The organism is Actinoplanes philippinensis (assembly GCF_900113015.1).
In the GTDB taxonomy this organism is placed as follows: Bacteria; Actinomycetota; Actinomycetes; order Mycobacteriales; family Micromonosporaceae; genus Actinoplanes; species Actinoplanes philippinensis.
In genome coordinates, this window is the sequence record NZ_FONV01000019.1 from 52,810 (window position 1) to 77,962 (window position 25,153).

General features: G+C 72.6%; 23 protein-coding genes. 16 read left to right on the top strand and 7 right to left on the bottom strand.

Going from position 1 to position 25,153, the window contains the following annotated elements; translation table 11 throughout:
• Window positions 1-87: 87 nt before the first annotated feature.
• Both BM290_RS39140 and BM290_RS39145 read left to right on the top strand, forming a co-directional pair.
• A complete protein-coding gene (locus BM290_RS39140) occupies window positions 88-4,380 on the top strand; it encodes a family 78 glycoside hydrolase catalytic domain (protein WP_093621023.1) in 4,293 nt (1,430 codons plus the stop codon).
• Window positions 4,381-4,477: 97 nt separating this feature from the next.
• A complete protein-coding gene (locus BM290_RS39145; RefSeq protein ID WP_093621024.1) occupies window positions 4,478-5,344 on the top strand; it encodes a DUF4394 domain-containing protein in 867 nt (288 codons plus the stop codon).
• Window positions 5,345-5,384: 40 nt separating this feature from the next.
• Here BM290_RS39145 and BM290_RS39150 read toward each other — a convergent pair whose 3' ends face one another.
• Complete coding sequence (locus tag BM290_RS39150; RefSeq protein ID WP_093621025.1) at window positions 5,385-8,264, bottom strand: AfsR/SARP family transcriptional regulator; 2,880 nt, start codon at window positions 8,262-8,264, stop codon at window positions 5,385-5,387.
• Window positions 8,265-8,350: 86 nt separating this feature from the next.
• On the opposite strand from BM290_RS39150, the gene BM290_RS39155 reads away from it, so the two are divergent.
• From BM290_RS39155 to BM290_RS39175, 5 genes are all read left to right on the top strand, one after another.
• The gene (locus BM290_RS39155; RefSeq protein WP_093621026.1) at window positions 8,351-8,752 is read left to right on the top strand and encodes a cellulose binding domain-containing protein; all 402 of its coding nucleotides are present in this window, start codon (window positions 8,351-8,353) and stop codon (window positions 8,750-8,752) included.
• 203 nt (window positions 8,753-8,955) lie between these two features.
• Entirely contained in the window at window positions 8,956-10,893 is a 1,938-nt protein-coding gene (locus tag BM290_RS39160) for a GAF domain-containing sensor histidine kinase (protein ID WP_093621027.1), read from the top strand.
• Window positions 10,893-11,543, top strand: coding sequence for a response regulator transcription factor (locus tag BM290_RS39165; protein WP_177320082.1), 651 nt, complete (start codon window positions 10,893-10,895; stop codon window positions 11,541-11,543). The genes BM290_RS39160 and BM290_RS39165 overlap by 1 nt, the downstream gene beginning before the upstream one ends.
• 151 nt (window positions 11,544-11,694) lie before the next feature.
• Window positions 11,695-11,982 carry an ArsR/SmtB family transcription factor gene (locus BM290_RS39170; RefSeq protein ID WP_093621028.1) on the top strand — a complete coding sequence of 96 codons (288 nt, stop codon included), beginning with the start codon at window positions 11,695-11,697 and terminating at the stop codon, window positions 11,980-11,982.
• Between the two features lie 20 nt (window positions 11,983-12,002).
• Window positions 12,003-13,010 carry an LLM class flavin-dependent oxidoreductase gene (locus BM290_RS39175; protein WP_093621029.1) on the top strand — a complete coding sequence of 336 codons (1,008 nt, stop codon included), beginning with the start codon at window positions 12,003-12,005 and terminating at the stop codon, window positions 13,008-13,010.
• Between the two features lie 53 nt (window positions 13,011-13,063).
• Here BM290_RS39175 and BM290_RS39180 read toward each other — a convergent pair whose 3' ends face one another.
• Window positions 13,064-13,819, bottom strand: coding sequence for a CPBP family intramembrane glutamic endopeptidase (locus BM290_RS39180; protein WP_093621030.1), 756 nt, complete (start codon window positions 13,817-13,819; stop codon window positions 13,064-13,066).
• A gap of 79 nt (window positions 13,820-13,898) precedes the next feature.
• On the opposite strand from BM290_RS39180, the gene BM290_RS39185 reads away from it, so the two are divergent.
• The gene (locus tag BM290_RS39185) at window positions 13,899-14,633 is read left to right on the top strand and encodes an HAD-IA family hydrolase (protein WP_203779588.1); all 735 of its coding nucleotides are present in this window, start codon (window positions 13,899-13,901) and stop codon (window positions 14,631-14,633) included.
• On the opposite strand, the gene BM290_RS39190 is transcribed toward BM290_RS39185, so the two are convergent.
• Window positions 14,561-15,208, bottom strand: a complete 648-nt coding sequence (locus BM290_RS39190) for a TetR/AcrR family transcriptional regulator (protein WP_093621031.1) — start codon at window positions 15,206-15,208, stop codon at window positions 14,561-14,563. The genes BM290_RS39185 and BM290_RS39190 overlap by 73 nt on opposite strands.
• A gap of 45 nt (window positions 15,209-15,253) precedes the next feature.
• On the opposite strand from BM290_RS39190, the gene BM290_RS39195 reads away from it, so the two are divergent.
• Genes BM290_RS39195 through BM290_RS39205 form a run of 3 tightly spaced genes read left to right on the top strand, consistent with a single transcriptional unit; the run spans window position 15,254 to window position 18,157 of the window.
• Window positions 15,254-16,390, top strand: coding sequence for an FAD-dependent monooxygenase (locus BM290_RS39195; protein WP_093621032.1), 1,137 nt, complete (start codon window positions 15,254-15,256; stop codon window positions 16,388-16,390).
• Window positions 16,391-16,412: 22 nt separating this feature from the next.
• A complete protein-coding gene (locus BM290_RS39200) occupies window positions 16,413-17,423 on the top strand; it encodes a permease (protein WP_373871106.1) in 1,011 nt (336 codons plus the stop codon).
• Entirely contained in the window at window positions 17,420-18,157 is a 738-nt protein-coding gene (locus tag BM290_RS39205; RefSeq protein WP_093621034.1) for a TIGR03943 family putative permease subunit, read from the top strand. Before BM290_RS39200 ends, BM290_RS39205 begins: the two co-directional genes overlap by 4 nt.
• Window positions 18,158-18,194: 37 nt before the next feature.
• Here BM290_RS39205 and BM290_RS39210 read toward each other — a convergent pair whose 3' ends face one another.
• The gene (locus BM290_RS39210; RefSeq protein WP_093621035.1) at window positions 18,195-19,109 is read right to left on the bottom strand and encodes a helix-turn-helix domain-containing protein; all 915 of its coding nucleotides are present in this window, start codon (window positions 19,107-19,109) and stop codon (window positions 18,195-18,197) included.
• Between the two features lie 471 nt (window positions 19,110-19,580).
• Here BM290_RS39210 and BM290_RS39220 point away from each other — a divergent pair, with 471 nt between their 5' ends.
• A complete protein-coding gene (locus BM290_RS39220) occupies window positions 19,581-19,835 on the top strand; it encodes a hypothetical protein (protein WP_143134091.1) in 255 nt (84 codons plus the stop codon).
• A gap of 12 nt (window positions 19,836-19,847) precedes the next feature.
• Here the strand turns inward: BM290_RS39220 and BM290_RS39225 are convergent, their stop codons facing one another.
• From BM290_RS39225 to BM290_RS39235, 3 genes are all read right to left on the bottom strand, one after another.
• Window positions 19,848-20,918 (bottom strand): hypothetical protein, encoded by a 1,071-nt coding sequence (locus BM290_RS39225; protein ID WP_093621037.1) that lies wholly within the window; start codon window positions 20,916-20,918, stop codon window positions 19,848-19,850.
• Between the two features lie 33 nt (window positions 20,919-20,951).
• Complete coding sequence (locus tag BM290_RS50360) at window positions 20,952-21,659, bottom strand: MerR family transcriptional regulator (RefSeq protein ID WP_143134092.1); 708 nt, start codon at window positions 21,657-21,659, stop codon at window positions 20,952-20,954.
• A gap of 268 nt (window positions 21,660-21,927) precedes the next feature.
• Window positions 21,928-22,905, bottom strand: a complete 978-nt coding sequence (locus BM290_RS39235; RefSeq protein WP_093621039.1) for a GlxA family transcriptional regulator — start codon at window positions 22,903-22,905, stop codon at window positions 21,928-21,930.
• Window positions 22,906-22,957: 52 nt separating this feature from the next.
• Here BM290_RS39235 and BM290_RS39240 point away from each other — a divergent pair, with 52 nt between their 5' ends.
• The 4 genes from BM290_RS39240 to BM290_RS39255 all read left to right on the top strand — a co-directional run bounded on the left by BM290_RS39240 (window position 22,958) and on the right by BM290_RS39255 (window position 25,152).
• The gene (locus BM290_RS39240; protein ID WP_093621040.1) at window positions 22,958-23,332 is read left to right on the top strand and encodes a cupin domain-containing protein; all 375 of its coding nucleotides are present in this window, start codon (window positions 22,958-22,960) and stop codon (window positions 23,330-23,332) included.
• Window positions 23,333-23,436: 104 nt separating this feature from the next.
• A complete protein-coding gene (locus BM290_RS39245; protein WP_093621041.1) occupies window positions 23,437-24,300 on the top strand; it encodes an FAD binding domain-containing protein in 864 nt (287 codons plus the stop codon).
• On the top strand, window positions 24,291-24,515 hold the full coding sequence (locus tag BM290_RS39250; protein ID WP_093621042.1) for a 2Fe-2S iron-sulfur cluster-binding protein: 225 nt from the start codon (window positions 24,291-24,293) through the stop codon (window positions 24,513-24,515). Before BM290_RS39245 ends, BM290_RS39250 begins: the two co-directional genes overlap by 10 nt.
• Window positions 24,516-24,543: 28 nt before the next feature.
• Complete coding sequence (locus BM290_RS39255) at window positions 24,544-25,152, top strand: SGNH/GDSL hydrolase family protein (RefSeq protein ID WP_093621043.1); 609 nt, start codon at window positions 24,544-24,546, stop codon at window positions 25,150-25,152.
• Window position 25,153: the final 1 nt, after the last annotated feature.

A 25,153-nucleotide genomic window follows, 5' to 3' on the forward strand; every position in this document is an offset into this window, starting at 1 on the left:
CGCGTGAAACGTTTCACCACCGTGTAACACCTGCTCGGCGCGTCCCCCGCGCCGCGATCCGGCATGCCCCGATCGAAAGGGTGATCCATGCGCCTTCGTCCCGCCGTCCGATGGGCGGCAACCTCCCTCCTCGCCCTCACGCTGTGCCTTTCCGGCACCCCGGCGCCGGCCACCGCCGCCGGACCCGCCCCGGCCGTCACCGGTCTCACCGTCGAGGGCGTTCCCGGCGCCCTCGGCATCGACACCGCGGCGCCCCGGCTCGGCTGGCTGATCAGCTCCGCACAGCGCGGGGTCCTGCAGTCCGCGTACCAGATCAGGGTGGCCTCGACCACCGCCCGCCTCGCCGCCGGACGTGCCGATGTCTGGGACAGCGGCCGGACCGCCGGCGACAACTCCACCCAGGTCGCCTACGGCGGCCCCGCCCTCACCTCGGCCACCCGCTACCACTGGCAGGTCCGTGTCTGGGACGCCGCCGGCCGTGCCTCCGCCTGGAGCGCGCCGTCGTGGTGGGAGACCGGCCTGCTGCGCCCGGAGGACTGGCAGGCGAAGTGGATCGGCCGGGAGCGGCCCAGCAGCTCCTGGTCGGACTACACGGTCGACGTGCGCCTCACTGTCACCCGGGACGCGGCGGGCGTGTTCTTCCGGGCGAGGAGCGTCAACGACGCCTACATGTGGCAGCTGGCGAACTTCGGCAACGCCCCGGTGCTGCGCCCGCACGTGCGTACCGGCGGCTCCTGGCAGCTGCTCAAACAGGTGCCGATCGACGGCGTGATCGCGCCCGCCGACTTCAACAAGCCGCACGACCTGCGGATCGAGGCCGGCGGCAGCACCATCCGCACGTTCGTCGACGGCACCCTGGTCGACACCACGGTCGACACCCGGCACGGCAGCGGGACGATCGGGGTGCGTACCTCGGATCCGGAGTCCGCGATCGTGCACGCGGTGAAGCTCACGGTCGGCGGCCGGGTGGAGGTCGACGCCGACCTGACCACCGGGACCAACCCGTTCACCGCCGGCACGCCGGGCCCGCGGGGGCTGACCGTGTCCGGCTCGACCGAGACGCTGCTGGCCGACCCGGGCGGGAAACCGCTGCTGCGCCACGAGTTCCGCGTCGATCGCGAGGTCGGCCGGGCCCGGATCTACGCGACCGCGCTCGGCGTCTACGAGCTGTCGCTCAACGGCGCCAGGGTCGGCGACCACCAGCTCGCGCCCGGCTGGACCGACTACGCCAAACGCGTCCAGTACCAGACCTTCGACGTCACCGGGCAGCTCGTCGCCGGGGACAACACGATCGGGGCGATGCTCGGCGACGGCTGGTACTCCGGCTCCATCGCCTGGCTCGGCGACAAGCTCTACGGACAGCGGCCGGAACTGCTCGCGCAACTGCGCATCGACTACACCGACGGCACGTCGCAGATCATCGGCAGCGACGGCGGCTGGCGTACCGCCGACGGGCCGGTGCTGCGCGGCGACAACATCCACGGTGAGACGTACGACGCCCGCCGCGACCCGCCGGGCTGGCGCCGCTCGGCCTTCGACGACACCGCCTGGTCCCCGGCCGCCGTCCGGGACACCACCGTCGACGACCCGACGAGACGCCTGGTGGCGCAGGTCGACCCGCCGGTGAAGGTGACCGGGGAACTGCCCGCGAAGGCGCTCACCCAGCCCCGCCCCGGGGTGTGGGTCGTCGACCTGGGCCAGAACATGGTCGGCTCGGTCCGCCTCCGGGTCAGCGGTGACGCCGGCCGGACGGTCCGGATCCGCCACGCCGAGGTCCTCAACCCGGACGGCACCGTCTACACCGCCAACCTGCGGACCGCCCAGGCCACCGACAACTACACCCTGGCCGGCACGGGCGCCGAGGTGTACGAGCCACGCTTCACGTTCCACGGCTTCCGCTACGTGGAGCTGAGCAACTTCCCCGGCACTCCGGACCTGTCCACGGTGACCGGCCGGGTGATGGGCACGGCGGCGCCGTTCACCGGGGAGCTGACCACCTCCGACCCGATGATCAACAAGTTGCAGAGCAACATCGTCTGGGGGCAGCGCGGCAACTTCCTGTCGGTGCCGACCGACACCCCGGCCCGCGACGAGCGCCTGGGCTGGACCGGTGACATCAGCGTGTTCGCCGAGACGGCCACCTACAACATGGACTCGCTGAGCTTCCTCACCAAGTGGCTGGCCGACATGCGCGACGCCCAGTCGGCCAACGGCGCCTACCCGGACGTGGCGCCGCGCAGCTGCTGCGGCGAGGGCGTGTCCGGCTGGGCGGACGCCGGCATCACCGTGCCGTACACGCTGTGGAAACGCTACGGCGACACGGCGGTCCTGGTGGCGCACTACGACTCGATGCGCCGGTACGTCGACTACGTGCAGGCCACCAGCCGGGGACTGCTGCGGCCGGACGCCGGGCCGTACCTCGACTGGCTCAACCTGGACGACCCGACTCCGGCCGGCGTGGTCGGGACCGCTTACGCGGCGTACAGCACCAGGCTCTTCGCCGAGATGGCCGCGGCCCTGGGCCGCACCGCCGACGCCGAGCGGTACGGCGCTCGCGCCACCGCCGTGAAACAGGCGTTCGCCGACGCCTACCTGTCCGCCGACGGCCGCATCGAGGGGGACAGCCAGACCGCGTACGTCCTGGCGCTGAGCATGGACCTGGTGCCGGACGCGCTGCGCGACGCCGCCGGGAAACGGCTCGCCGACCGGGTCGCGTCCCGAGAACACCACCTGTCCACCGGCTTCCTCGGCACGCCCGACCTGCTGCCGGCGCTCACCGACACCGGCAACCTGGACATCGCCTACCGGCTGCTGACCAACCGGGACTACCCGTCGTGGGGCTACGAGATCGCGCGCGGCGCCACCACGATCTGGGAGCGGTGGGACTCGATCAAACCCGACGGCAGCTTCGGCGACGTCGGCATGAACTCCTTCAACCACTACGCGTACGGCGCGGTCGGCGACTGGATGTACCGGACCATCGGCGGCCTGCGCCCGGACGACGCGGCACCCGGATACCGGCACGTCACCATCGCGCCGAAGCCGGGCGGCGGCCTCACGTCGGCTCGGGCGAGCTACCGGTCGCGGTACGGCCGGTTCGTCAGCGACTGGAGACTCGACGCGGCCGGGCAGATGGCGCTGAACGTGACGGTCCCCGGTAACACGACGGCCACCGTGGAGATCCCCGCGGCGAGCCGGTGGGTGGTGACCGAGGGCGGCCGGCCGGCCGAGCGGGCCGACGGGGTCACGTTCGTGCGGATGAACGGCGACAGCGCGGTCTTCACCGTCGGCTCCGGCAGCTACCGGTTCGCTGTCGACGCGAGCGCGTCGGTCCGGGTGGTGAGCGGGGAGCCGCTGCCCGGCTCGGTCGTCCGGGTCGAGGCGAGCCTGCGCAACACGGGCGCCACCCCGCTCACCGGCGTGCGGTTCGCGCTGCCGGCCCCGGCGGGCTGGACCGTGACGCCGCTCCGGCCGGCGCCGTCGTCGGTGCGGCCCGGCGGCACGGCGACCGCCCGCTACGACGTCCGCATCCCCGCGAGCCAGGATCCCGGCGACGTGACCCTCGCCGGGACCGTCGGCTACCGGCGGCCCGGCCGTGCCGTCACCCTGCCGGTCGGCGCCACGCTCACCGTCGCGCCACCGGTCGAGATCACCCGGTTCGCCGCCGACCGGGACACCGTGGACCCGGGCGGCGTCACCACCGTCACGGTGACGCTGCGCAACCGCTCGACGGTCCGCGCCGGGGGAGACCTCACCGTGGCCGGCCCGCCCGGCTGGCCCGCCGGCCCGGCCCGGCGCTACGACCTGGCCGCCGGGCAGGAACGGACGGTGACGGCGGCGGTCACCGCGCCGATGACGGTCACCGAGGGCGCCGCCACCCTCACCGCCGCCGCGGGATCGACCGCCACCACCGAGGTGCGGGTGGTGCTCGCCGCGCCGCCACCGGACGCCGCCGACCACGCCGACCTGGGCGACAGCGCCTCGGAGCAGGCCCACCACCTGACCGCCTCGGCGACCTCCGGCGTCAACACCGAGGCCGGGCGGACCCGGCGTTACACCCAGCAGGGCGTCGGCGGCGGGTACTTCGAGTTCGACCTCGCGGTCACCCCCGGCCGCCCGTTCGTGCTGCGGGCCGTCGAGACCTACAACCAGGCGCAGACCAAGGACTACGACGTCCTGGTCGACGGCGTCGTCGTGCACTCCCGCGCCCATCGGCGCACCGAGGGCGGTGAGGGCGTCGTCACCTACCAGGTCCTGGTGGACCGCGCCGACTTCGCCGCCGACGGGACGGTCCGTGTCCGCTTCGCCGAAGACATCGACGGGCGCAATTATGACCCGTCGATCGCCGACGTCTGGTCAGTGCCCGTGACCAGCGGGTAGGCGGCGTCCAGGTGGTGTCCAGTCCGCATCCAGCCCGGCTGCATAGCGTCGGCCACAGCAGACCACCGACAGCGGGAAACCGGAAGAGGACACCACCATGAGGACCCACATCAAGAAGGTCATCGCCGCGGCTGCCGCGGTCGTCACCACGACGACCGCGGTGGTCGTCGGCCTCAGCGGCGGCGGCGCGTCCGCCTCGACACCCCGGCTGACGGCGTTCGGGATCGCCGGCGGCGGCACGCGGATGCTCCAGTTCTGGACCGATACGCCGGAGGAGAACGACTGGGTCCGCCGCATCGTCGGTCTGAGCGGCGACACGGCTGTCATCGGCATCGACATCCGCGTCCAGGACGGCCTGCTGTACGCCGTCGGCAACCAGGGCGGCATCTACACCATCGGCATCCCCAGCGCGACCGCCACGAAGGTCTCCCAGTTGCAGGTCCCGCTCTACGGCACCAACTTCGACGTCGACTTCAACCCGGCCGCCGACCGGCTCCGGGTGATCAGCGACAACGGGCAGAACCTGCGGCACAACCTGGCCGACCACAGCACCGTCGAGGACACCACGCTCACCACCCCGCCGCTGACCGGCCCGGCCCGGGGCGTCACGGCCGCCGCCTACACCAACAACGACCTGGACGCCGCCACCAACACCACTCTCTTCGACATCAACACCACGACCGACCAGGTGATCATCCAGTCACCGGCGAACAACGGCCTGCTGGTGGCGACCGGCAACCTCGGCTTCAACGCCGACGCCAACGCCGGTTTCGACATCTTCAGCGACCTCACCAACGGCCGGACCACTGGTGCGATCGCCTTCGCCAGCCTCACCCCGGTGGTGCCGGCCGGTCAGATCCCGGTGCAGAACTTCTACCGCATCGATCTGCTCACCGGCACGCCGACCCTGATCGAGACCTTCCCGCTGGACGTCACCGACGTCGCGATCGCCCTCGACAAGTAGCGGGGCCGCCGGCCGCCGGCGTGGGGCGCCGGGACCCGCCCTACGCCGGCAACCCGGCGAGTCCCTTCTCGGCGCGCGACTGCTCGTAGCGGAACCCGATCTCCCCGGCGATCCGCAGCGCCGACAGATGATGCGCCCGCGCGTCGGCCAGCCTGCCGGTCGACGCCGCGGCAGCGCCGAGACTGTTGCTCACCCGGGCCTCACCGGCGCGCTCACCGATCCGGCGGAACAGGGCGAGCGCCTCACCGAGCCGGTCCTCGGCCCGCCGGTGCTCGCCGCGCAGCACGTCGACACCGCCCAGACCGTCCAGCGCGTACGCCGTGCCGGCCACCTCGGCAGTGCCGGCGAACACCGACAGCGCCCGCTCGTAGTGGTCGGCCGCCTCCGCGGAACGGCCCGAGGAGGACTCGACATGACCGAGATAGAGCAGGGCGTACGCCTCACCGATCGCGTCGCCGATGTCGTGACAGATCGCCGCCGACGCCCGCAGATCCCGCGCCGCGTCCTCGTGACGGCCCTGCCGCAGCCGTACCTGACCGAGGTTGCCCAGGCCACGCGCCTCCCCGGCCCGGTCCCCGCTGTGCCGGGCCACCGCGACCACCTCGCCGAGGAACCGGGCCGCCTCCGCGTACCGTCCCTGCCACTGGTAGAGATGACCGAGGTTGCCGAGCGCCCGCACCCGGACCAGCGTGTCGCCGACCTCGCGCGCCAGCTCCACGGCCCGCTGCAATTCGGCGCCCGCCTCCTCGTACCGCGCCTGCTGAACGTGCAGCACCCCCAGGTTGATCCGCAGCTGCGCCGCACCGCGCGGGTCCGGCAGGCTCTCCGCGGCCCGCAGCGCGTGCTCGTGCAGCGCCACCGCATCGGTGTAGTGGCCGCCGCTCTCCAGATACCGCAGCAGCACCTGGGCCAGCTGCACCGCATACCACTCCTGGCCGTGCGCCACCGCGTGTACGGCCGTGGCCACCAGGTTCGCCCGTTCGGCGTCCAGCCAGGCCAGCGCGGTCGTGTCCCGCAGCACCGGCGGCGGGCCCGGCGGCTGCGGCACGTGCGGACGCCGGCCACGTTCGGCCGGATACAGCAGATCCATCGCGGTGGCCGCGGTGTGCAGGTAGAAGTCCAGCACCGCGCGGGGCAGACCGGCTTCGCCGGCCTTCAGAGCGAGATCCCTGGCGTACGCCCGGAGCAGGTCGTGCATGCCGAACCGGTCCCCGCCGCGCTGCACCAGATGACTCCCGGCCAGCAGCTCCAGATGCTCCCGCGCCTGCTCCCGGGTCCCGCCGATGAGCGCGGCCACCGCGGGAACGTCCACGTCGGTGCCCGGATGGTGCCCGAGCAGCCGGAACGTCCGAGCGGCCCCGGACGGCAGATCCCGGTACGACCAGGAGAACACCACGGCGATGTCGGAGTGCGGATCACCGGTCGACAGCAGGCCCAGCCGGCCCCGGTGATCGGCCAGCTCACCGACCACCGACGCCAGCGTCGCCGGCGCCCGCCGGTGCACCAGCTCGGCCGCGATCCGCAGCGCCAGCGGCAGCCGGGCACAGTGCGCGGCCAGCTCGTCGGCGGCCGCGGGATCCCCGGCGACACCCTCCCCGGCCAGCCGGCGCAGCAGGGCCAGGGCGTCGTCGCGGCGCAGCACGTCCAGGCTCAGCCGCCGGGCGCCGTGCCGCACGACCAGGCCGGGCAGCCCGTCCCGGCTGGTCACCACCACCACACTGCCGGCCGAACCGGGCAGCAGCGGGCGCACCTGGCCGGCCGACGCGGCATTGTCCAGCAGCACCAGCATCCGGCGCCGGTCCAGCAGGCTCCGGTACAGGGCGGCACGCTCCTCGGCGTCGGCGGGCATCTGCTCACCGGGCAGGCCCAGCGACCGCAGGAACCGGGCCAGCGCCGCCTCCGGAGAAACCGGCTGCTCCGGGTCGTACCCCCGCAGGTCGATGTAGAGCTGACCGTCCGGGAACCGGTCCCGCGCCCGGTGCGCCCAGCGGGTCGCCAGGGCGGTCTTGCCGACACCGGCGGTGCCCGACACGATCGCGATCATCGTCGGGTCCGGTGGGCCGGTCAGCCGGTCCAGCTCGGCGAGCTCCCGGGCCCGGCCGGTGAACCCGGGCACGTCGGCGGGCAACTCGGCCGGCGCGGGGCGGCCCGCCGCCACCGACGGGCGGGCCGGTGCGCTCGCGCGGGCGTCCTCGGTGAGCAGGTCCTGGTGCGCGGCGGTCAGCTCGGCGCCCGGATCCACCCCCAGTTCGTCGGCGAGCCGCCGCCGTACCGTGTGGAACGTCGCGAACGCCTGCGCCCGCCGCCCTGCCGCGGCCAGCGCCCGGATCAGCCCGGCCTGGCCCGCCTCGTCCAGCGGATCGGCCGCCGTCACCTCCTCGAACGCGGCGATCGCCCGGCCGGCCTGCCCGGCCGCCAGCAGGGCCGCGCCGAGCCGGGCCAGCGCGGCCCGGTGCTCGGCCACGATCGACCGGACCCGCGGATGTCCGGCCAGCTGCGGCAGATCGGCGAACGGCTGCCCCTGCCACAGCGCCATCGCCTCGCTCAGCGTCTCCGTCGCGCCGGTGTCGGCGGCCCGGCGCAGCAGGCGGCGGAACCGCAGCAGGTCGATCCGGTCCGGCGGCACCACCAGGTGGTAGCCGTCGCCCAGATAGGGGAGCAGCTCACTGCGCGAGTGCGGGGCGCGGGACGGCTCTAGCACCCGGCGCAGCCGCTTCACGTGGGTCTGGATGACGTTGACGGCGCTGGCCGGGGGATCGTCGCCCCAGATCGCGTCGATCAGGCCCGGCAGGCCGACCGGCTGACCCCCGGCCAGCACCAGCAGGCCCAGCAGGGTCCGTTGCGCGGGCGGCCCCAGCACGATCGGCTCGTCGTCGTGCCAGGCGCGCATCGGCCCGAGCACCTGGATCCGTAGCGTCATCCCGCCGTCCAGTCCCCGTCCAGTCGAGTGACCCACAATGCATCGACGTGAGTTTATCGAGTCGGACCGGGTGGAAGGAGCCGAACATGTCGCGAATCGGACGGGCGCTGGGGGTCCTGGTGGCGCTGGCGGGAGTCGCCGGGCCGGCCGGAGCCGCACGGGCGGCCGGGGCGGCGTGCGCGGTGGAGTACAAGGTGTCGCCGTACACCGGCGGCTTCACCACCGCGATCACCGTGTTCAACACCGGCGACGTGGAGATCCGGGGCTGGACCTTCCGGTTCCCGCTGGACCCGGGCGCCACGGTCGCCGAGTTCTACAACGCCAACCTGGTCTCGCCGAGCACCGTCGTGGTCACCACGGCCAAGGACTGGAACTCGCTGGTGAAGCCGCTCACCAACATCTCGCTGGGTTTCCGGGCGATCGGCACGCCCGGAGCCGACCCGGCCTGGTTCACCGTCAACGACCTCCCCTGCAGCCGCGTCGGCTGACCTACCCATGACTGATCTCGCCCGGCATCGGGTCCTCTTCCGCGGTCTCGGCCGGACAACGGCGTCCCGGTAAAGCCTCACCGTCGGCCGCCCGGCCGACCGGGCACACGGGTCGGACGTCCTGGCTGGTACGGGCGGTCCGCCCGGCCGATCCGGGCGCGAAAGTGGCCCGGCCGGGACATGCCCCGCCGCACACTGAGCCGATGTGGCGAAATGTCCTGGCCAAGGCGCTGGCGCTGGCCTCGGTGATCGGAGCCCTGGTCACCCTGGCGGACCTGTTCGTGAATCAGAAGGTGCACGATCCGGGACTCGGGCCGAGTGGGCTGGCAGCCTTGGCCCGCCTCGCCACCGTCGCGCCCGTGCTGTTCTTCGCGACAGCCGGAACCGTCATGGTGACGCGCAGTCCCCGCAACCCGCTCACCTGGCTGGTGCTGGGCATCGGCGTCACCCTGTCCGGCTGGGAGTGGTACGACACCGAGGTGGCGAGGTGCTCGATGCCGGGGCCGTCCCGGCAGCATGCGCTGGCCGCAGTGCTTTACGGCACGGTCGCTCTCGGCGTCCCGATCGTCATCCTCGCCAGGTATCCGGACGGCCGACTGCCCGCGCGCCTGCGGCATTGGCCGTTCGCGGCAGGCTACGCCGGCGCCGTGGTCCTGGTCCTGCGGGATCTCGGCCCTCTCGATGCCTGTGGCCGATGGGCGTTCGCTCACCAGGGCGCCGCTCAGCCCGTCATGGTGTCGGCTGTCGTGGCGGTGACCGCCGGCGCCGTCCTGAGCAGGCGGCGCTCGGTTGCCCGGCGCCGCCGTCCGCTGGCCTGGGTCATCGGCTGCGGCCTGATCTCGTGTGCCTTCCAGATCCACCATCACGGTCAGGTCCCCGGGCAGAACTCCCACGACATGCTGTCGTTGCTGGCGCATCCGCTCGTCGTGGTGCCGCTCGCCGCCGCCTACGGGAGAGCCCGGCCCGACCGGGTCCAGGTGCGGGCCGTCGTCCGCCGGACGGTGGTCTACGGGACGGTCAGCAGCCTCGTCCTCGTCGTCCACTCGGCCGGGGCCCGGATCTACGAGGGCGTCTGGCGGCCGGCTCAGTTCGCGGTCGCTCTCACGCTCACTGTCGTCCTGGTGGCGGCCTGGGACCACCTGCAGCATGCGGCCAACTACCTTGCCTACGGCATCCGGCGTGACCCCTTGCGGACCCTCGCCGACCTGCGTGCCGGGGTGGCCTCCGGCACGGACTCCGACCTGCTGCCCACTGCCGTCCGGACCGTCGTCGCGGCGGTCCGGGCACAGGGAGCGGTCCTCGTCCTTCCCGATGGCACGGTGTCGGTCCGGGCCGGTGACGAGCCGGACGACCGGTACGTGACCTTTCCCCTCCGTTACGGCGGCACGAAGGTCGGCGAGTTGCGGGTGGCGTGCCGGAACCGGGAGACGCGATATTCGCGCATCGAGGTGGAACTGCTCGAAGCCCTGGCCGCCCAGGTCGCCGTGCTGGTCAAGGCCACCGAACTGGGCGAGGCCCTGGAGGCGGAGCGGGCTCGGGTCCTCGCCGCGACCCGGGATGAACGGGATCGGCTGCGCCGCGACCTGCACGACGGTCTCGGCCCGTCGCTGGCCGGCATGGGCCTGGGCCTCCGGGCGCTGTCCAGCCTGGTCGACGACGACACTCCGGAAGCGGAGATGGTCGGCCGGTTGCGGGAGGCGACGGATCTCGCTGTGGGTGACATCCGCCGGATCATCGACGCGCTCCGTCCCACCGTCCTGGATGCCGAGAACCTCGTCGGAGCCGTCGAGCGGCACGCGGTGGCACTGCGTTCCGCGCTGGCGGTCGAACTCACCGCCGGAACACTGCCGGCGCTCGGCCCCGACGTGGAGGTCGCCGCCTACCGGATCGTCACCGAGGCGCTGACCAATGCCGCCAGGCACGCCCGGGCCGAGCGCGCCTGGATCCACATCACCGCCAACGACGTGCTGCACATCTCGGTCCGCGACAACGGGCTCGGGATCCGGAACGAGGCCCCGCGTCACGGCGTCGGGCTCGTCTCGATGCGCCGCCGGGCCGAACTGCTCGGCGGCGGCTTCTCCGTTCATTCGACGGGGAGCGGGACCACGGTCACAGCCACGCTGCCTTTGAGGAACTCGTGATGCCGATCCGGACCCTGATCGCCGACGACCATCCGATGTTCCTGTACGGGCTGAAGATGAACATGGACATGGCGCCGGAGATCGAGCTGGTGGGTCACGCCGCCTCCGGCACCGAACTGCTCGACCTGGCCGGCCAGACGGCGCCCGACGTCGTCGTCACCGATCTGGTGATGCCGGGTATGGACGGCGCGACAGTGACCCGTCTGCTCCGGGAGCGGCATCCGGAGACAGCGGTGCTGGTGCTGACCATGCACGATGACGACGACGCAGTGTTCGGGGCGATCCGGGCCGGGGCGAGAGGCTATCTCCTCAAAGGGGCGGACGTCGACGACATCGTGCGGGCGGTGCTCACCGTGGCGCGGGGGGACGTCGTCTACGGCACGGGTGTCGCCCAGCGGATCACCGACTTCTACGTGGGCGCGCACCGCGACCACGTGACCACCGTGTTCCCGTCGCTGACCGGCCGGGAGCGGGAGATCCTGGAACTGGTGGCCGGCGGCCTGACCAATCACGGGATCGCCCGCACGCTGGTGCTCTCGGAGAAGACGATCCGTAACAACGTCGCGTCGATCCTCACCAAACTGCAGGTCAACAGCCGTGCGGCAGCGGTCGCCCGGGCGCGGGACGCGGGTCTGGGGCGGGCTCGGTGAGGCCGGCCCCTCACCGGCGACGGTGAGTCGCGCCCTTGGGGAGACGGCCGAGGGCCGCAGCCGACGGTGAGCCTCGTCATGGTGGGTGGCAGGTGGACGCTCGGTCACGTAATTTCGTTAATCAGCGAAATGCCGAAGGATGGTGTGCGGGATGCTGGAGGAGTGCAAGGCGCTGTCCAACGAGACGCGCCTGGCGATCCTGGAGTGGCTGAAGGATCCGGCCACGCACTTCCCGGGGACCGAGGGTGACGAGGCCGGCGTCTGCGTGGGGCTGATCCAGCGCCGGGCCGGGTGCTCGATCTCCACGATCTCCGCACATCTGGCGATCCTGATGCGGGCCGGGTTCCTGCGGGCGACCCGGCGCGGCCAGTGGATCCACTACCGGCGCGACGAGGACCGCATCCGCGCCTTCACCGCACGCCTGCACCGCGACCTGTGACATCGGAAGGCGACACGATCATGCCCACCGCACTCTCCCTGCTCGACCTGGCGCCGATCTCGCCCGGCCAGACCGCCCGCGACAGCTTCGAGGCGAGCATCGCGCTCGCCCGGGCCGCCGAGCGTGCCGGCTACCAGCGGGTCTGGTATGCCGAGCATCACAACATGTCGGTGATCGCCTCCTCGGCGACGAGCGTGGTGATCGGCCACGTGGCAGCGCACACCGAGTCCATCCGGCTCGGCGCGGGCGGCATCATGCTGCCCAACCACTCGCCGCTGGTCATCGCCGAGCAGTTCGGCACCCTGGAGACGCTCTTCCCGGGCCGGATCGACCTCGGGCTCGGCCGCGCGCCCGGCAGCGACCAGGTCACCATGCGGGCGCTGCGCCGCGACCACCTCTCCGCCGACACCTTCCCGCAGGACGTCGTCGAGTTGCAGGGCTACCTGGCCGGCAAGTCGGTGATCCCGGGCGTGCAGGCGGTGCCCCGGGCCGAGCAGCCGGTCCCGCTCTACATCCTCGGGTCGTCGCTGTTCGGGGCCCAGCTGGCCGCCCGGCTCGGCCTGCCGTATGCGTTCGCGTCGCACTTCGCCCCGGAGGCCCTGCACCAGGCCGTCCGGGTGTATCGGGAGACGTTCACCCCGTCCGGGCAGCTCGCCCAGCCGTATGTCATCGCCGGGGTCAACGTCGTCGCGGCCGAGACCCACGACGAGGCCATCGCCCAGATGACGGCGGCCTACCGGGCCCGGACCCGGGCGTTCATCGCCCGCGGCGCCGGCGGCCGCAACTACACCGACGCCGAGATCGACGCGTTCCTGGCCTCGCCCGGCGGGCAGAACCTGGCGGCGATGACCCGGTACACGGCCGTCGGCACTCCCGGCGAGGTGCGTGACTACCTCACCGAGTTCGCCGCGACCGCGCAGGCCGACGAGCTGATCACCGCCCACCACGCGCAGTCCCTGCCGGACCGGCTGCGCTCGGTTGAGCTGACCGGCGCGGCCATGGCGGCCCCGGCGGCCGCCCACTCCTGACGCGTGTTCCGGCCGGGGGCAACCGGCTGCCCCCCTGCCGGAACGGGCGCCGGCTAGACCAGGCCGAGGGCGAGGGCCACGGTGCCGACCGTGGCCATCAGCAGCGTCGTTCCGGCGTGCATGCCGATCGACAACCGGATGTCCTGCTTGCGCCAGACCAGCCAGACCGCCGGGAACAGGAAGATCACCTTGGACAGCACCGTCCACGGCGCCCAGAAGTGGTAGATCGAGAACAGCACCGTGTTGAGCACCGGCGCGCCCGCTCGCAGGTGGGCGATCCGGGGGAGCAGGAACCCGCGGAAGTAGAGCTCCTCGATGAGCGGCAGGGCGAAACCGGTGAGCGGCAGGCAGATCAGCATGGTGGTGACCAGGAGCGAGTGGGCGTACCCGTCCAGGTAGGTCGTCGCGCTGCCGCCCGCGCCCTCGAAGGGCACCCAGGTGAAGAACGTGTCGAAGATCAGGTTGTCCAGCGGGGTGAGCGCCAGCGACACCACTGTCATCCAGACGATCAGCCCGGCGACCGCGGCGATCAGCCGGCCACGGGGGATCGGCCGGCCGGTGTAGCGCAGCACGCCGCGCAGCGAGAGCCGGCCGTTGTCGTGGGCGCCGAGCCACAGCAGGCCGAACAGGATCGGCACGAGCACCACGACCAGCGCGATCGCCCAGGCCAGGAAGATCGGGTAGCCGATCGCCGTCACCAGCGGCGCGGCCAGGAACTGGTAGGCGGCGACGATCAGGATGCCGGGCACGAGGTGCAGCGCGATGGACAGCGGCAGGGAGTGACGGTCGGCGAGCAGCAGCTTTCTCATGCCGTCGACGATCGGCGGGTCCGCAGACACCGCCCTGTCACGGCGCTGACACCGCCCTGACCCCGCATAGGCTGCCGGTATGACGATCGCCCTCACCGGGTTCACGGCGCTCAGTTTCGACTGCTACGGCACGCTCATCGACTGGGAGGCCGGCATCGGCGCCGTGCTCGGGCCGTGGGCCCGCCGGCAGGGGCTGGACGTCACCGTCGAGCGGCTGCTGGCCGGGTATGCCGAGCACGAGGCGGCGGTCGAACGGGAGACGCCGTTCCGGCTCTATCCCGAGGTGCTCGCGGAGGCGTTCCGGCGTACCGGCGCCGCTCTCGGCCGTCGCGTCGACGACGGGTGGGCGGACCGCCTGGGCGGCTCCGTGCCGGACTGGCCCGCCTTCCCGGACTCCGCGGAGGCGCTGGCCCGGCTGGCGCGGCACTACCGGCTGATCATCGTCTCCAACGTGCACCGGGACGGGTTCGCCGGCAGCAACGAGCGGCTGCGCGGCGACTTCGCGGCGATCATCACGGCCGAGGACGTCGGCGGGTACAAGCCGGGGGACCGGCATTTCCGGGCCCTCGACGCGGCGCTGCCCGGCCTCGGCGTGCGGCGCGGTGAGCTGCTGCATGTGGCACAGAGCCTCTTCCACGACCACGTGCCGGCCCGGCGCGAGGGCCTGCCGTCGGTGTGGATCAACCGGCGGCACGACCGGCCGGGGTGGGGCGCCACCCCGGAACCCGGCGAAGATTACACCTACGACCTGGAGTTTCCCTCGATGGCGGCCTTCGCCGACGCCGTCGACGACGCGTTCGCCGCTGTCGTGTAGGCCCGGAGCAGGGCGGCCACCGCGACGGTGAGATCGGCGCGGTTCTCCGGCGTGCCCGGCGGCGGCGCGGTGCGGGCGCCGGCGCCGGCGACCCGGTCGAAGAGCAGACCGTCGATGCAGGCCACGAGATGGTCGCCGGACCGCTCCGGGTCGGGGGCGCCGGCCGCCGCGAGCATCGCCCGGGCCTGGGCGCGGGAGGCGTCGCCGTACGCCAGGATGGTCCGCAGCTCCGGATGGTGGGTGGCCTCCAGCAGGCACGCGTAGCGGGCCAGGGTGCGGGCCCGGCCGGTGCTCATCCACCGGTCGAGCACCGCCGCGATCCCGGCGGCCGCGGCGTCCGGATCAGTGACGTCGAGGGACGGCCCGCCGGCCTCCAGATCGGCCTGGTCGAGGTCGGCCAGCCGGCGCACCACCGCCTCGATCAGGGCCTTGCGGGTGCGGAAATACGCCGAGGTGGTGCCCTGGGCCAGCCCGGCGCGGGCGTCGACCGCGCGGTGGGTGAGCCCGCGCATCCCGAGCTCGGCGACGAGCGCGACGGCCGCGTCGGTCAGCACAGCGAACCGGTCAGTGGCCACGACGTATTATGGCTTTCTACATCTGTAGAAGGCGGGTGAGGGTTGATGACACGGACAGCGGTGGTGATCGGCGCCGGCATCGGCGGGCTGGGCGCGGCCCTCGGCCTGATCCGGCACGGCTGGACGGTGACGGTGCTGGAGCGGGCCCCGGAGTTCCGCCCGGTCGGCGCCGGGCTGGTGCTCCAGGCCAACGGGCTGCGCTGCCTCGACGCGCTGGGCGTGGGCGACGCGGTCCGGGACCACGGCCGTCCCGACGTCTCCGGTGGCACCCGGCGCGCCGACGGCCGATGGCTGGCCCGCGTTCCCGCCGGTGAGCTGGAGCGGGCACTGGGCACCCCGGCGCTCGGCGTGCACCGCGCCACCCTGCACGAGCTGCTGCTCGGCGCCCTGCCGGCCGGTGTCGTGCGGACCGGCGCCCCGGTCACCGCGGTCACCGCCGAGGGCCAGGTGACCTACGACGGCCCGGCCGGCCCGGTCCATCTCGGCGCCGACCTGGTGGTCGGCGCGGACGGCATCAACAGCGTCGTCCGCCGTACGCTGTGGCCGGACGCGGCCGGGCCGGCCCCGATCGGCGTGCGGGCCTGGCGCGGCGTGACCCCACCGTGGAGGGGCGACCTCGTCGTCGCGATCACCTGGGGTCCCGGAGCGGAGTTCGGCATCGTCCCGCTCACCGACGGCCGGGTCTACTGGTTCGCGGCCGTCAACGCCGCACCCACCGCGCCCGCCACCGGGGTGCCCGATCGCTTCCACCGCTGGCACGACCCGATCCCCGCCCTGATCGCCGCGACCGGCACGGTCCTGCGTGACGACCTCGCCTGCCTCGACGAGCCGCTGTCCACCTACGTCCGCGGACGGGTGGTCCTGCTCGGCGACGCCGCCCACGCGATGACCCCGAACCTCGGCCAGGGCGCGAACCAGGCCCTCGAGGACGCCGTGGTGCTCGCCGCCGTCGCGGACCGGCCCGGCGGGCTCGCCGCCTACGACGCCCGGCGCCGTCCGCGCAGCCAACGGGTGGCCCGTGCGTCCCGGGCGATCGGCCGCTTCGGCCAGCAACTGGAGCACCCGGTCGCGGTCGCCGCCCGCAACACCGTCGTGCGGCTGACCCCGCCCCGGCTGGCGCTGCGCTCGATGGCGCGGTATGCCGACTGGCGGCCACCGGCCCCGTCCTCGGGTAGGTTGTGACGCTGGTCGAGGGGAGCAACAGGTGACCACAACCGAGAACGCGGCAGCCCGTGCCGACGAGTCCGGCACACCCGAGCCGGAGTCGTGGCGGATCGGATCGCTGGAGACGCTGGCCGTCGTGCTGGTGCTCCTGCTGCTGGTCCGCAACCGGCTCGCCGGCTGGCTGACCGGTCCCGGCCTGCAGACGTGGACGACGGTGTTCGTGTCGGTGATGGTGCAGGCCGTGCCGTTCCTGGTGTTCGGGGTGGTGCTGTCCGCGGTGATCGCGGTGTTCGTGCCGCGCAGCTTCTGGGCGCGTGCGCTGCCCAGCCATCCCGCGCTCGCCGTCCCCGCCGCCGGCATGGCCGGTGTGGTCCTGCCCGGCTGCGAGTGCGGCAGCGTCCCGATCGCCGGCTCCCTCATCCGCCGCGGCGTGACCCCGGCCGCGGCGCTCGCGTTCCTGCTCGCCGCCCCGGCGATCAACCCGATCGTGCTGACCGCCACGGTGATCGCGTTCCCCGGCCAGCCGCAGATGGCGGTCGCCCGGGGCGTGGCCAGCCTGGTGGTGGCGGTCGCGATGGGCTGGCTGTGGCTGCGCCTCGGCAAGGCCGAGTGGATCAAGCTGCCGCACCGGCCCGATCTCGACGACACCTCCAAGGCGCGCGCGTTCTGGGCGGCCTGCCGGCACGACGTCATGCACGCGGGCGGCTTCCTGGTCCTCGGCGCCGCCGCGGCGGCCACCATCAACGTCGTCGTCCCCGGCGCCTGGCTGCAGAAACTCGCCGACGACCCGATCATCTCGATCCTGGTGCTGGCGACTCTGGCCGTACTCCTCTCGATCTGCAGTGAGGCCGACGCCTTCGTCGCCGCCTCGCTGACCCAGTTCTCGCTGACGTCGCGCCTGGTCTTCCTGGTCGTCGGCCCGATGGTCGACCTCAAACTGATCTCGATGCAGGCCGGGGTCTTCGGCCGCCGGTTCATGCTGCGGTTCGCGCCGACCACCTTCGTCGCCGCGATCGTCGTCGGCACGGCCTTCGGGGCGGCGCTGCTGTGAGCCGGATCACCCAGGCGGTCGTGATGCTGCTCTTCGGCGGCGCGATCATCAAGTCCACCGTCACCGACACGTTCCTGCGTTACGTCAAGGAAGGCCTCCGGCCCTTCCTGCTGGCTGCGGGTCTGCTGCTGGTCGCCGCCGCGATCATGACCATCTGGTACGACCTGCGTGCGGCCCGCCTCCGCAAGGCGGACACCGCTCCCGCTCATCACGACGATGACGACGGGCACGGGCACGCCGGCCACGAGCCCCGCGTCGGCTGGCTCATCCTCGCGCCGGTGATGGCGTTGCTGCTGCTCTCCCCACCGGCGCTGGGCTCGTTCGCGGCCGGCCAGTCGGGCAGTGTCGGCCCGGCCGCCGCCTCCGACTACCCGCCGCTGCCGGCCGGCGACCCGGTCGAGGTGGGCCTGCTCGACTACGCGGGCCGCGCGGTCTTCGACGGCGGCCGCAGCCTCTCCGGCCGCACCGTGAAACTGACCGGTTTCATCACCCCCGGCCCGGACGGCAAACCCATGCTGGCCCGCATGGTGCTGGCCTGCTGCGCCGCCGACGGCCGCCCCATCAAGATCGGCATGACCGGCGCCCCGATCGACGCGCCCCCGGACGCCTGGGTCGACGTGGAAGGCGTCTACAGCCCCGAGGTCGGCACCGACCCGGTCAACCAGGCGCAGATCGCCTACCTCGACGTCCGCTCCTGGCAGGAGATCGACCAGCCGAAACAGCCTTACGCCTGACCGGTCTGCCGAGGTGACCCCGGGCCGCCCCTCGGACCTATTTCAGCATCTCGATGTAGGTCGCCTGGTAGCGGTCGAGGAACGGGGCCACGGGAACTGCATGCCCGTCGAGCAGATCGAACGTCCGGCGGTAACTTGTCACATCCCTGTCGCTCCGGGACAGGAGGCCCGTGTTGTAAAGATCGACCACGACCAGAACATCGTCGATCACGGTGAATCCGTGCAACAGGGGGATGACGGTAGGCGCGTCGTCGGGAATTACTTTCAAGCTCACGTTCGGATGGTGGGCATCGACCTCGCGCAGATGACTTATCTGGGCCAGCATCTCCACCGGAGGCCGGCTCCCGCGTTTCAGCGCTGCCTCGCCCATGACGAATTCGAAGGAGATGGCGGGGTCAGCGAGGGCTTCCTGCCGCCGGAGACGAGCGGAGACCGCAGCCAGTAACGCGGCCTCGGATCGGTCCTCGTCGGTCAGGACGAGAAGTTGCCGAAAGACGCGAAGGATGAGTTTCGCATACCCATGGGTCTGTAGCGATCCGGGCACGAGCGACGGTTCGAACACGCGGATGCAACTGGCGCCGGCCTCCCAATCAGCGAGCGTCTTCTGCTGAACCGCCATCCCGGTCGAGGCCGGCCGCCAGTCGGTCATCCGGTCGAACGTGTGAACCGCGCGGGCCACCAGAGCTTGTGTCTCTGTGTCGTCCGCGCCGAGGGCCCGGGCGATGACGTCGACATCGTCCGGGTTGAGTCCACCTACGCCTCGCTCTATTCGCGAGATCTTGGCCTGGCTCATGCCCACGAGCCCGGCCAGTTCGGTGCCGCTCATTCGCTTGATCCGGCGCATGCGAGCAAGGACGGCCCCGATCGGCTCGTCGTCCCCGAGAGCGCCGATGGCTGTGGGGATGCTACGCCTCCTTCCTCCTGGTTCGATCCCTCTGCAGATCCGAAACATGGAGTGCCGCCTCGGTCAGCAACTCGAGGGGAATGCGCACCAGCACCTCACCGTCGGCGAGAGGGACGCCCGCGCGCTCCGCATCGACCAAGTGTCCCTGCACCACCGCAGTGGTCTGCCCGCCCGCCTCGGAAACGTAGACGGTAGGGCAATTTCCTGCCGTGCACCTGTTCGCGATGGGTTGAAGTGGCGCCAGCGGTCCATCAATGACGTACGAGGAGGACGTGATAGGTGAGAGTGATCTAGTCATCGCATTCAACCTTACTCATCTGTGCGGAAGATCGAAAGATGCCATGCATGGCGGGACGTTCTAGCCGCAATTGTCACTAATTCGCACCTTGTTTAGCTGCCATACGGCAGAACCGGTGCGCAGTCAGATCGACTGGCAGCATGTGAAGGAGACTAGATTAGTCACCAGGTTGAATAGACACTGAGGGGGCCGAGGAAGCCTGATTCGCTTAGGTGGATGCCATGAGTGACCGACCTTCGCAGTACTTTCCTGTGAAGACCGACCCCGAGCCGCCCGTCCGCCGTACGAGGAGGCCCCTGCGGATGCTGTTGCTGCGCATCCTGCCCGCCTCCACTCTCATCAGCGGCGCTGCGGTATGGCTGTCGATCGCCGCGGGGAGCAACGTCCCCGCCGCTGTTCTCACCGGGGGCGGCGCTTTCGCGGGAACAGCCGGTCTCCTTCTGGCGGTGGCGCACTACACGACCACGGGCGAGTGAACCCCGCTGCCGTCAGACGGTACGGAGATCCAGGGAGTTGCGGACGTAGGAGTTGCGGTCGCCGGTCGACCACCACAGCACGCCGGCCCGGTACGAGATGTCGGCGGCATCCGGGCTGACCAGGACGGTGCTGCGGTCGGTCAGGTCGTGGAGCAGCAGCTCCTGGTTGCCGCTCAGCTCCGACTGCGGCCCGACGCGGCCCATCACCTCGAAGCGGTCCAGCACCACCACGTCGCTGATCACCGTGCCGACGGTGCCCTCGGCGATCGTGCGGCGGGCCGACCCGTCCGGATGGGACAGCTCGATGCGGGTGTCGCCGTCCTCGTTGATCGACACCAGCTCGCACCAGGCGGGACTGCACGCGGTGACCGAACGCCGCCCGGTCGGCACGGCCACGGTCTGCCCGGTGTCCAGGTTGCGCAGGGTGCTCGCGCCGGTGGCCGCGGTCTGCCCGTCGACCGCCCACGGCCACGCCGACAGGCCCCAGTCACCGGCCGCACGCTGTGTCGTCACCGGCCCGCCACCGACCGGGACCGACCGGAACTCGGTGCCGTCCCGGTCCGCCGCCGCCCACCGCACCAGGCCGTCGGTGAGGGTCAGGTCGTACTCCGAGTCGTACAGTCGCAGCGCCCCGACATCGGCGGTGAGCAGGCGGGCGGGCGTCCTGCCGGCGCGGTCACCGGTCCACAGCTCCGGCTTGCCCTTGACCGTCTCCACCCACACGAGCGTGTCGCCCGAGCCGGTCAGCGCGGTGAACGGGCTGCGGTCGGCCGACGGCACCCGCCGCAGCTCGCGCACGGGCCGGTCGGGCTCGACGACGACCAGCCGCAGGAACTTGGTGTCCGCGGTGCGGGCGGTCCCGGCCGAGGTGCGGGCGTCGAAGAACAGGCCCGGTGTGTAGAGGCTGCCGTCCGGAAGGTGCGACGGGACGCTGCCACGCTGCGCCCGGGGCCAGGCCGCCGCCACCGACAGCGGCTGCGGTGAGCCCGACTGCGCGGGCGCGCCGAACAGCAGGGCCGCCCCCGCGACCAGCGTCACGGCGAGAGCGACCAGCGTACGCATCAGATGGCCACGCTCCGGCATCCGGCGATGGTAGCTCGCCCGGCTCCGGCACGGTCAGCCCTGTGTGAGGTCGATGACGGCGCCGTCCGGGTCACGCAGCGTGGACGTGCGGGGCTTCCACGCGTACTCGGCAGGCGGCGCGACCTCCACCGCGCCCGCCGCCACGGCCCGGCTGTGTGCCGCCTCCAGATCGTCGGCGAGCAGTCCGAACCGTACCCCGCCGCGGGGCTGCCCCGGACCGGCCTCCTCGAAGGTGATCAGGAAGAACCGGTCGCTGCGATACGTGCCGAACTGCACCGAGGAGATCGCCTCGTTGAAGACGACGTCGAAGGCGGCGGTGTAGAAGGCGGCCGCGGCGGTGACGTCGGCGACCGGGATGCGGATCTGCACGGGACGCGGACTCTGCGGTACGGGCATGGCGGTTCCCTTCTCGATGAACTCGTCGACGGCGACGATCCGCTGCGACACCTCGCGCAGCTGCGCGACCAGCCGGTCCCGGTGCACGTCGAGCGCCGACCGCACGTGCCCGCCGGGCCGTCCCACCACGGCGCGCACCTCGTCGATCGGCACGCCGATGGCACGAAGCCCGCAGACCAGGCGCGCCTCGTCGATCTGGTCCCGCCGATAGCGCCGGTAGCCGCTGCCCGGGTCGACCCGGGCAGGCCGGAGCAGACCGATCTCGTCGTAGTGGCGCAGCGCCGGAATGGTCAGCCCGGTCGCCGAGGCGAACGCGCCGATGTTGAGCAGATCCTCACCGTTCACCCCCACAGCTTCGGACCTCAGGCCACCGGAGAGTCAACCGGCTGCTCCGGCGCCTGGTCGGCGCGGCTTGACTCTCCACCCGCTGGAACGATGAGCCTGTGGGCATGAACGGCGGCCAACCGACGCTGCGGACCATCGGGCAACTGGCCCGGCGGGCCGGGCTGCCGGTGCGCACCGTGCGTTTCCGGTCCGACGCTGGCATCCCGCGCCGTCCTCAGCACGGTGACCCGCCGCGGAAGCACCCCACAGGAGGTGACACGCATGCTGATCACCGCCGTCCGGGCGCGTCGTCCCGGCTGAACCGGTGGCGGTACTCGCTCGGCGTCAGGCCGGTCTCGCGACGCACCAGCGCGCGCAGGTTCGTCGCGGTGCCGAGCCCGCTGCGGCGGGCGACCACGTCCAGCCGTGACTCGCCGCGTTCGAGCAGCCGGCGGGCGAGGGTGACCCGCTCGCCGGTCAGCCAGGCCAGCGGGGTGGTGCCCAGCTGGACCCGGAAGCGGCGGTGCAGCGTCGCCGGGCTCACCGTCATGCGGGCGGCCAGGTCGGCGACGCTCAGCGGACGGTCCAGGTGTTCCCGCGCCCAGGCCAGCAGCGGGGCCAGGGAGTCGTCCGGGATGTCGGGGATCGGGCGTTCGATGAACTGCCGCTGGCCGCCGTCGCGGTGGGCGAACACGAGACGGCGGCTCACCGCGTTGGCGATCTCCGCGCCGTGGTCGCGCCGCACCAGGTGCAGACCCAGGTCGAGGGCGGCGGCGCTCCCGGCCGAGGTGAGGATGTCACCGTCGTCGACGAACAGGACGTCGGTCTCCAGATGTACGCGAGGGAAGCGCGACCGGAACCGGGCGGCCCACTGCCAGTGAGCGGTGGCCCGCCGCCCGTCGAGCACCCCCGCCTCGGCCAGCGTGAACGCCCCGCTGCAGAAGCCGACCAGCCGGGCGCCGCGGGCGTGGGCCCGGCGGATCGCGTCCAGAACGGCCGGCCGGCGGGGGACGTCGATGTCCGGCCGGTTCGGCACGATCACCGTGTCCGCCTCGTCGACGGCGTCCAGCGGGGCGATTCCGGCCAGTTCGAAGAAGCCGTCACGCATCCGGATCCGGCGGGTGGCCGCGCACAGCCGGAAGTCGTACAGGTCGCGGCCCAGCTCGGGGCGGCGCAGCCCGAACACCTCGGTGGCGCAGCCGAGCTCGAACGGGTTGGAGCCGGCGTCGACCAGGGCCACCACCCGGTGCAAGGATTCTTGCGTCATGTGCGATTCCTAGCACTCACGTCGTACCCCGCAAAGATCGCACGATGAGACGGTGAGCGAACCGATCTCCCTGACCACGGCCCTGGCGTCCTTCGCGGAGCTGTGGAGCCCGCGCATCGTGACCCGGGTCAACGACCACGACGTCCGCATCGCCAAGGTGCGTGGCGAGCACATCTGGCACACCCACGAGCACAGCGACGAGTTCTTCCTGGTGCTCGACGGGGACCTGACGATCGACCTGCGCGACCGCAGCGTGGTGCTGCGGCGCGGGGACGTCTTCACGGTGCCGCGCGGCGCCGAGCACAAACCGTCGTCCCAGGCCGGCGCGTCGATTCTCATGGTGGAGCCGACCGGCACGCTGACCGTGGGGGACCGGCCGGGCGACGTGCCGGATCACGTCGACGCGACGATCGGGCACGCGCTGTAGCGCGGGTCACCTGTCCGGGGGGAAACGGCCTCTTTGGTGCCCCGAGGTTTGCGGCGGGGTACACCGGTCGATACACCTCTGCACCGAACGGGGAGGAGTGCCGGATGAGACCAGCGGCCGTGGAGTACATCGCCGCGCGGGAGGTGGGCGAGGTGCTCGCCGCGCTGGCCGACGGGGAGACGTCGGTGCTGGCCGGCGGGCAGAGCCTGGTGCCGGTGGTGACCCGGCCGGGGGCGCCGCCGTGCCGGCTGGTGGACATCAACCGGGTCGGCGGGTTCGACACGCTCGCCGAGGACGACGGCTGCCTGCGGGTCGGGCCGCTGGTCCGGCACCGGGCGTTCGAGTCCGGTGTGGTCGGCGGGGCGCTCGGCGACCTGCTGCGAGTGGTGGTGCAGCACATCGGGCATCCGCCGATCCGGGCCCGCGGGACGATGCTCGGCAGTCTCGCCTACGCCCATCCGGCCGCCGAGTGGCCGGCCGTGGCGGTGACGGTCGGCGCGCGGATGGTGCTCGACGGGCCGGACGGGCGGCGTACGGTGCCGGCGGACACCTTCTTCACCGCGCCCTTCACGACCGCCCGCCGCCCGCAGGAGCTGCTGGTCGAGGCACGGCTGCCGACGCTGCCGGACGGCACCGGGATCGGCTACGCGGAGGACCGGCGCTCCTCGATCTACCCGCAGGCGGCGGCCATGGCGGCGGTGACCGTCACCGGCGGCGTGGTCAGTGCGGCGGCGCTCTGCCTGGTCAACTCCGGGCCCCATCCGGTACGCGCCGTCGCCGCCGAGAACGCCCTGCTCGGCACCAGGTTCTCGGACACCGCGATCGCCTTGACCGCGGAGGTCGCCGCCGAGCAGGACACCCGCCGGCTCGACGACGACGCGACCCGCCCGGCCCGGCGGCAGGCGTACCGGGTGCTGGCCCGGCGGGCGCTGCGGCACGCGCGGCAGGGAGCCGGCCGGTGCGGGTGAGGCTGATCGTCGACGGCGCCCGGCACGACCTCGACGTGGCGCCCGGCCGTACCCTCGCCGACGTGCTGGCCGCCGAGTGCGGGCTGCCCGGATGCCGCGTGGCCTGCACGGACGGCACCTGCGGCGCCTGCGCCGTGGTGGTCGACGGCGATCCGATCCGCTCGTGCCTGATGCTGGCCGTGCAGGCTTCCGGCACCCGGGTGCGGGGAATGTAGGCCGCCGCGGGCGGCGTTGGAATCCGCTGTGACACTTGCCTTCGCCGTCCTCGGGGACTCCATCGCGTACGGGCAGGGCGCCGCACGGCCGGCCGACACCCTCGGCGCCCGGCTGACCGCCGTCCTGGCCCGTGACGGCCACACCGTCGACCTGCGGGTGCACGCCGTGCCGGGCGCCGACAGCCGCGGACTGTCCGCCCAGGTCGCCCGTGCCGCCGCCGGGGCGCCCGGCCTGGCGCTGATCGTCATCGGCGCGAACGACCTCACCCACCTGGTCCCGCCGCGGCAGGCGGGGGAGCTGCTCGGCGACGCGGTCCGGCGTCTGCGGGACGCCGGGGCCCAGGTGGTGGTGGCGCCGGCGCCGGATCTCAGCGTGGTGCCGTGGGTGCCGCCGCAGATGCGGATGCTGGTCAGCGCCGGCAGCCGGGCGATGCGGCAGGAGCAGACGCGTGCGGCGACCGTGGCCGGCGCCCGGGTCGCCGACGTCGACGCCGTCACGTCGGTGGCGTTCGCCGCCGACCCGGCGCTGTTCAGCGCCGACCGGTTCCACCCGTCCAGCGCCGGTTACGCGGTCATCGCCGACGCGCTGGCCCCGGCGATCCGTGACGCCGTGGCGGCCCGCCGGGTCAGCCCCTGAC

Bases quoted from the DNA above. Each gene is read 5' to 3' on its own strand.
- BM290_RS39140 (WP_093621023.1), top strand. From the start codon at position 88: ATGCGCCTTCGTCCCGCCGTCCGATGGGCGGCAACCTCCCTCCTCGCC.
- BM290_RS39145 (WP_093621024.1), top strand. From the start codon at position 4,478: ATGAGGACCCACATCAAGAAGGTCATCGCCGCGGCTGCCGCGGTCGTC.
- BM290_RS39150 (WP_093621025.1), bottom strand. From the start codon at position 8,264: ATGACGCTACGGATCCAGGTGCTCGGGCCGATGCGCGCCTGGCACGAC.
- BM290_RS39155 (WP_093621026.1), top strand. From the start codon at position 8,351: ATGTCGCGAATCGGACGGGCGCTGGGGGTCCTGGTGGCGCTGGCGGGA.
- BM290_RS39160 (WP_093621027.1), top strand. From the start codon at position 8,956: ATGTGGCGAAATGTCCTGGCCAAGGCGCTGGCGCTGGCCTCGGTGATC.
- BM290_RS39165 (WP_177320082.1), top strand. From the start codon at position 10,893: ATGCCGATCCGGACCCTGATCGCCGACGACCATCCGATGTTCCTGTAC.
- BM290_RS39170 (WP_093621028.1), top strand. From the start codon at position 11,695: ATGCTGGAGGAGTGCAAGGCGCTGTCCAACGAGACGCGCCTGGCGATC.
- BM290_RS39175 (WP_093621029.1), top strand. From the start codon at position 12,003: ATGCCCACCGCACTCTCCCTGCTCGACCTGGCGCCGATCTCGCCCGGC.
- BM290_RS39180 (WP_093621030.1), bottom strand. From the start codon at position 13,819: ATGAGAAAGCTGCTGCTCGCCGACCGTCACTCCCTGCCGCTGTCCATC.
- BM290_RS39185 (WP_203779588.1), top strand. From the start codon at position 13,899: ATGACGATCGCCCTCACCGGGTTCACGGCGCTCAGTTTCGACTGCTAC.
- BM290_RS39195 (WP_093621032.1), top strand. From the start codon at position 15,254: ATGACACGGACAGCGGTGGTGATCGGCGCCGGCATCGGCGGGCTGGGC.
- BM290_RS39210 (WP_093621035.1), bottom strand. From the start codon at position 19,109: ATGTTTCGGATCTGCAGAGGGATCGAACCAGGAGGAAGGAGGCGTAGC.
- BM290_RS39220 (WP_143134091.1), top strand. From the start codon at position 19,581: ATGAGTGACCGACCTTCGCAGTACTTTCCTGTGAAGACCGACCCCGAG.
- BM290_RS39225 (WP_093621037.1), bottom strand. From the start codon at position 20,918: ATGCCGGAGCGTGGCCATCTGATGCGTACGCTGGTCGCTCTCGCCGTG.
- BM290_RS39235 (WP_093621039.1), bottom strand. From the start codon at position 22,905: ATGACGCAAGAATCCTTGCACCGGGTGGTGGCCCTGGTCGACGCCGGC.
- BM290_RS39245 (WP_093621041.1), top strand. From the start codon at position 23,437: ATGAGACCAGCGGCCGTGGAGTACATCGCCGCGCGGGAGGTGGGCGAG.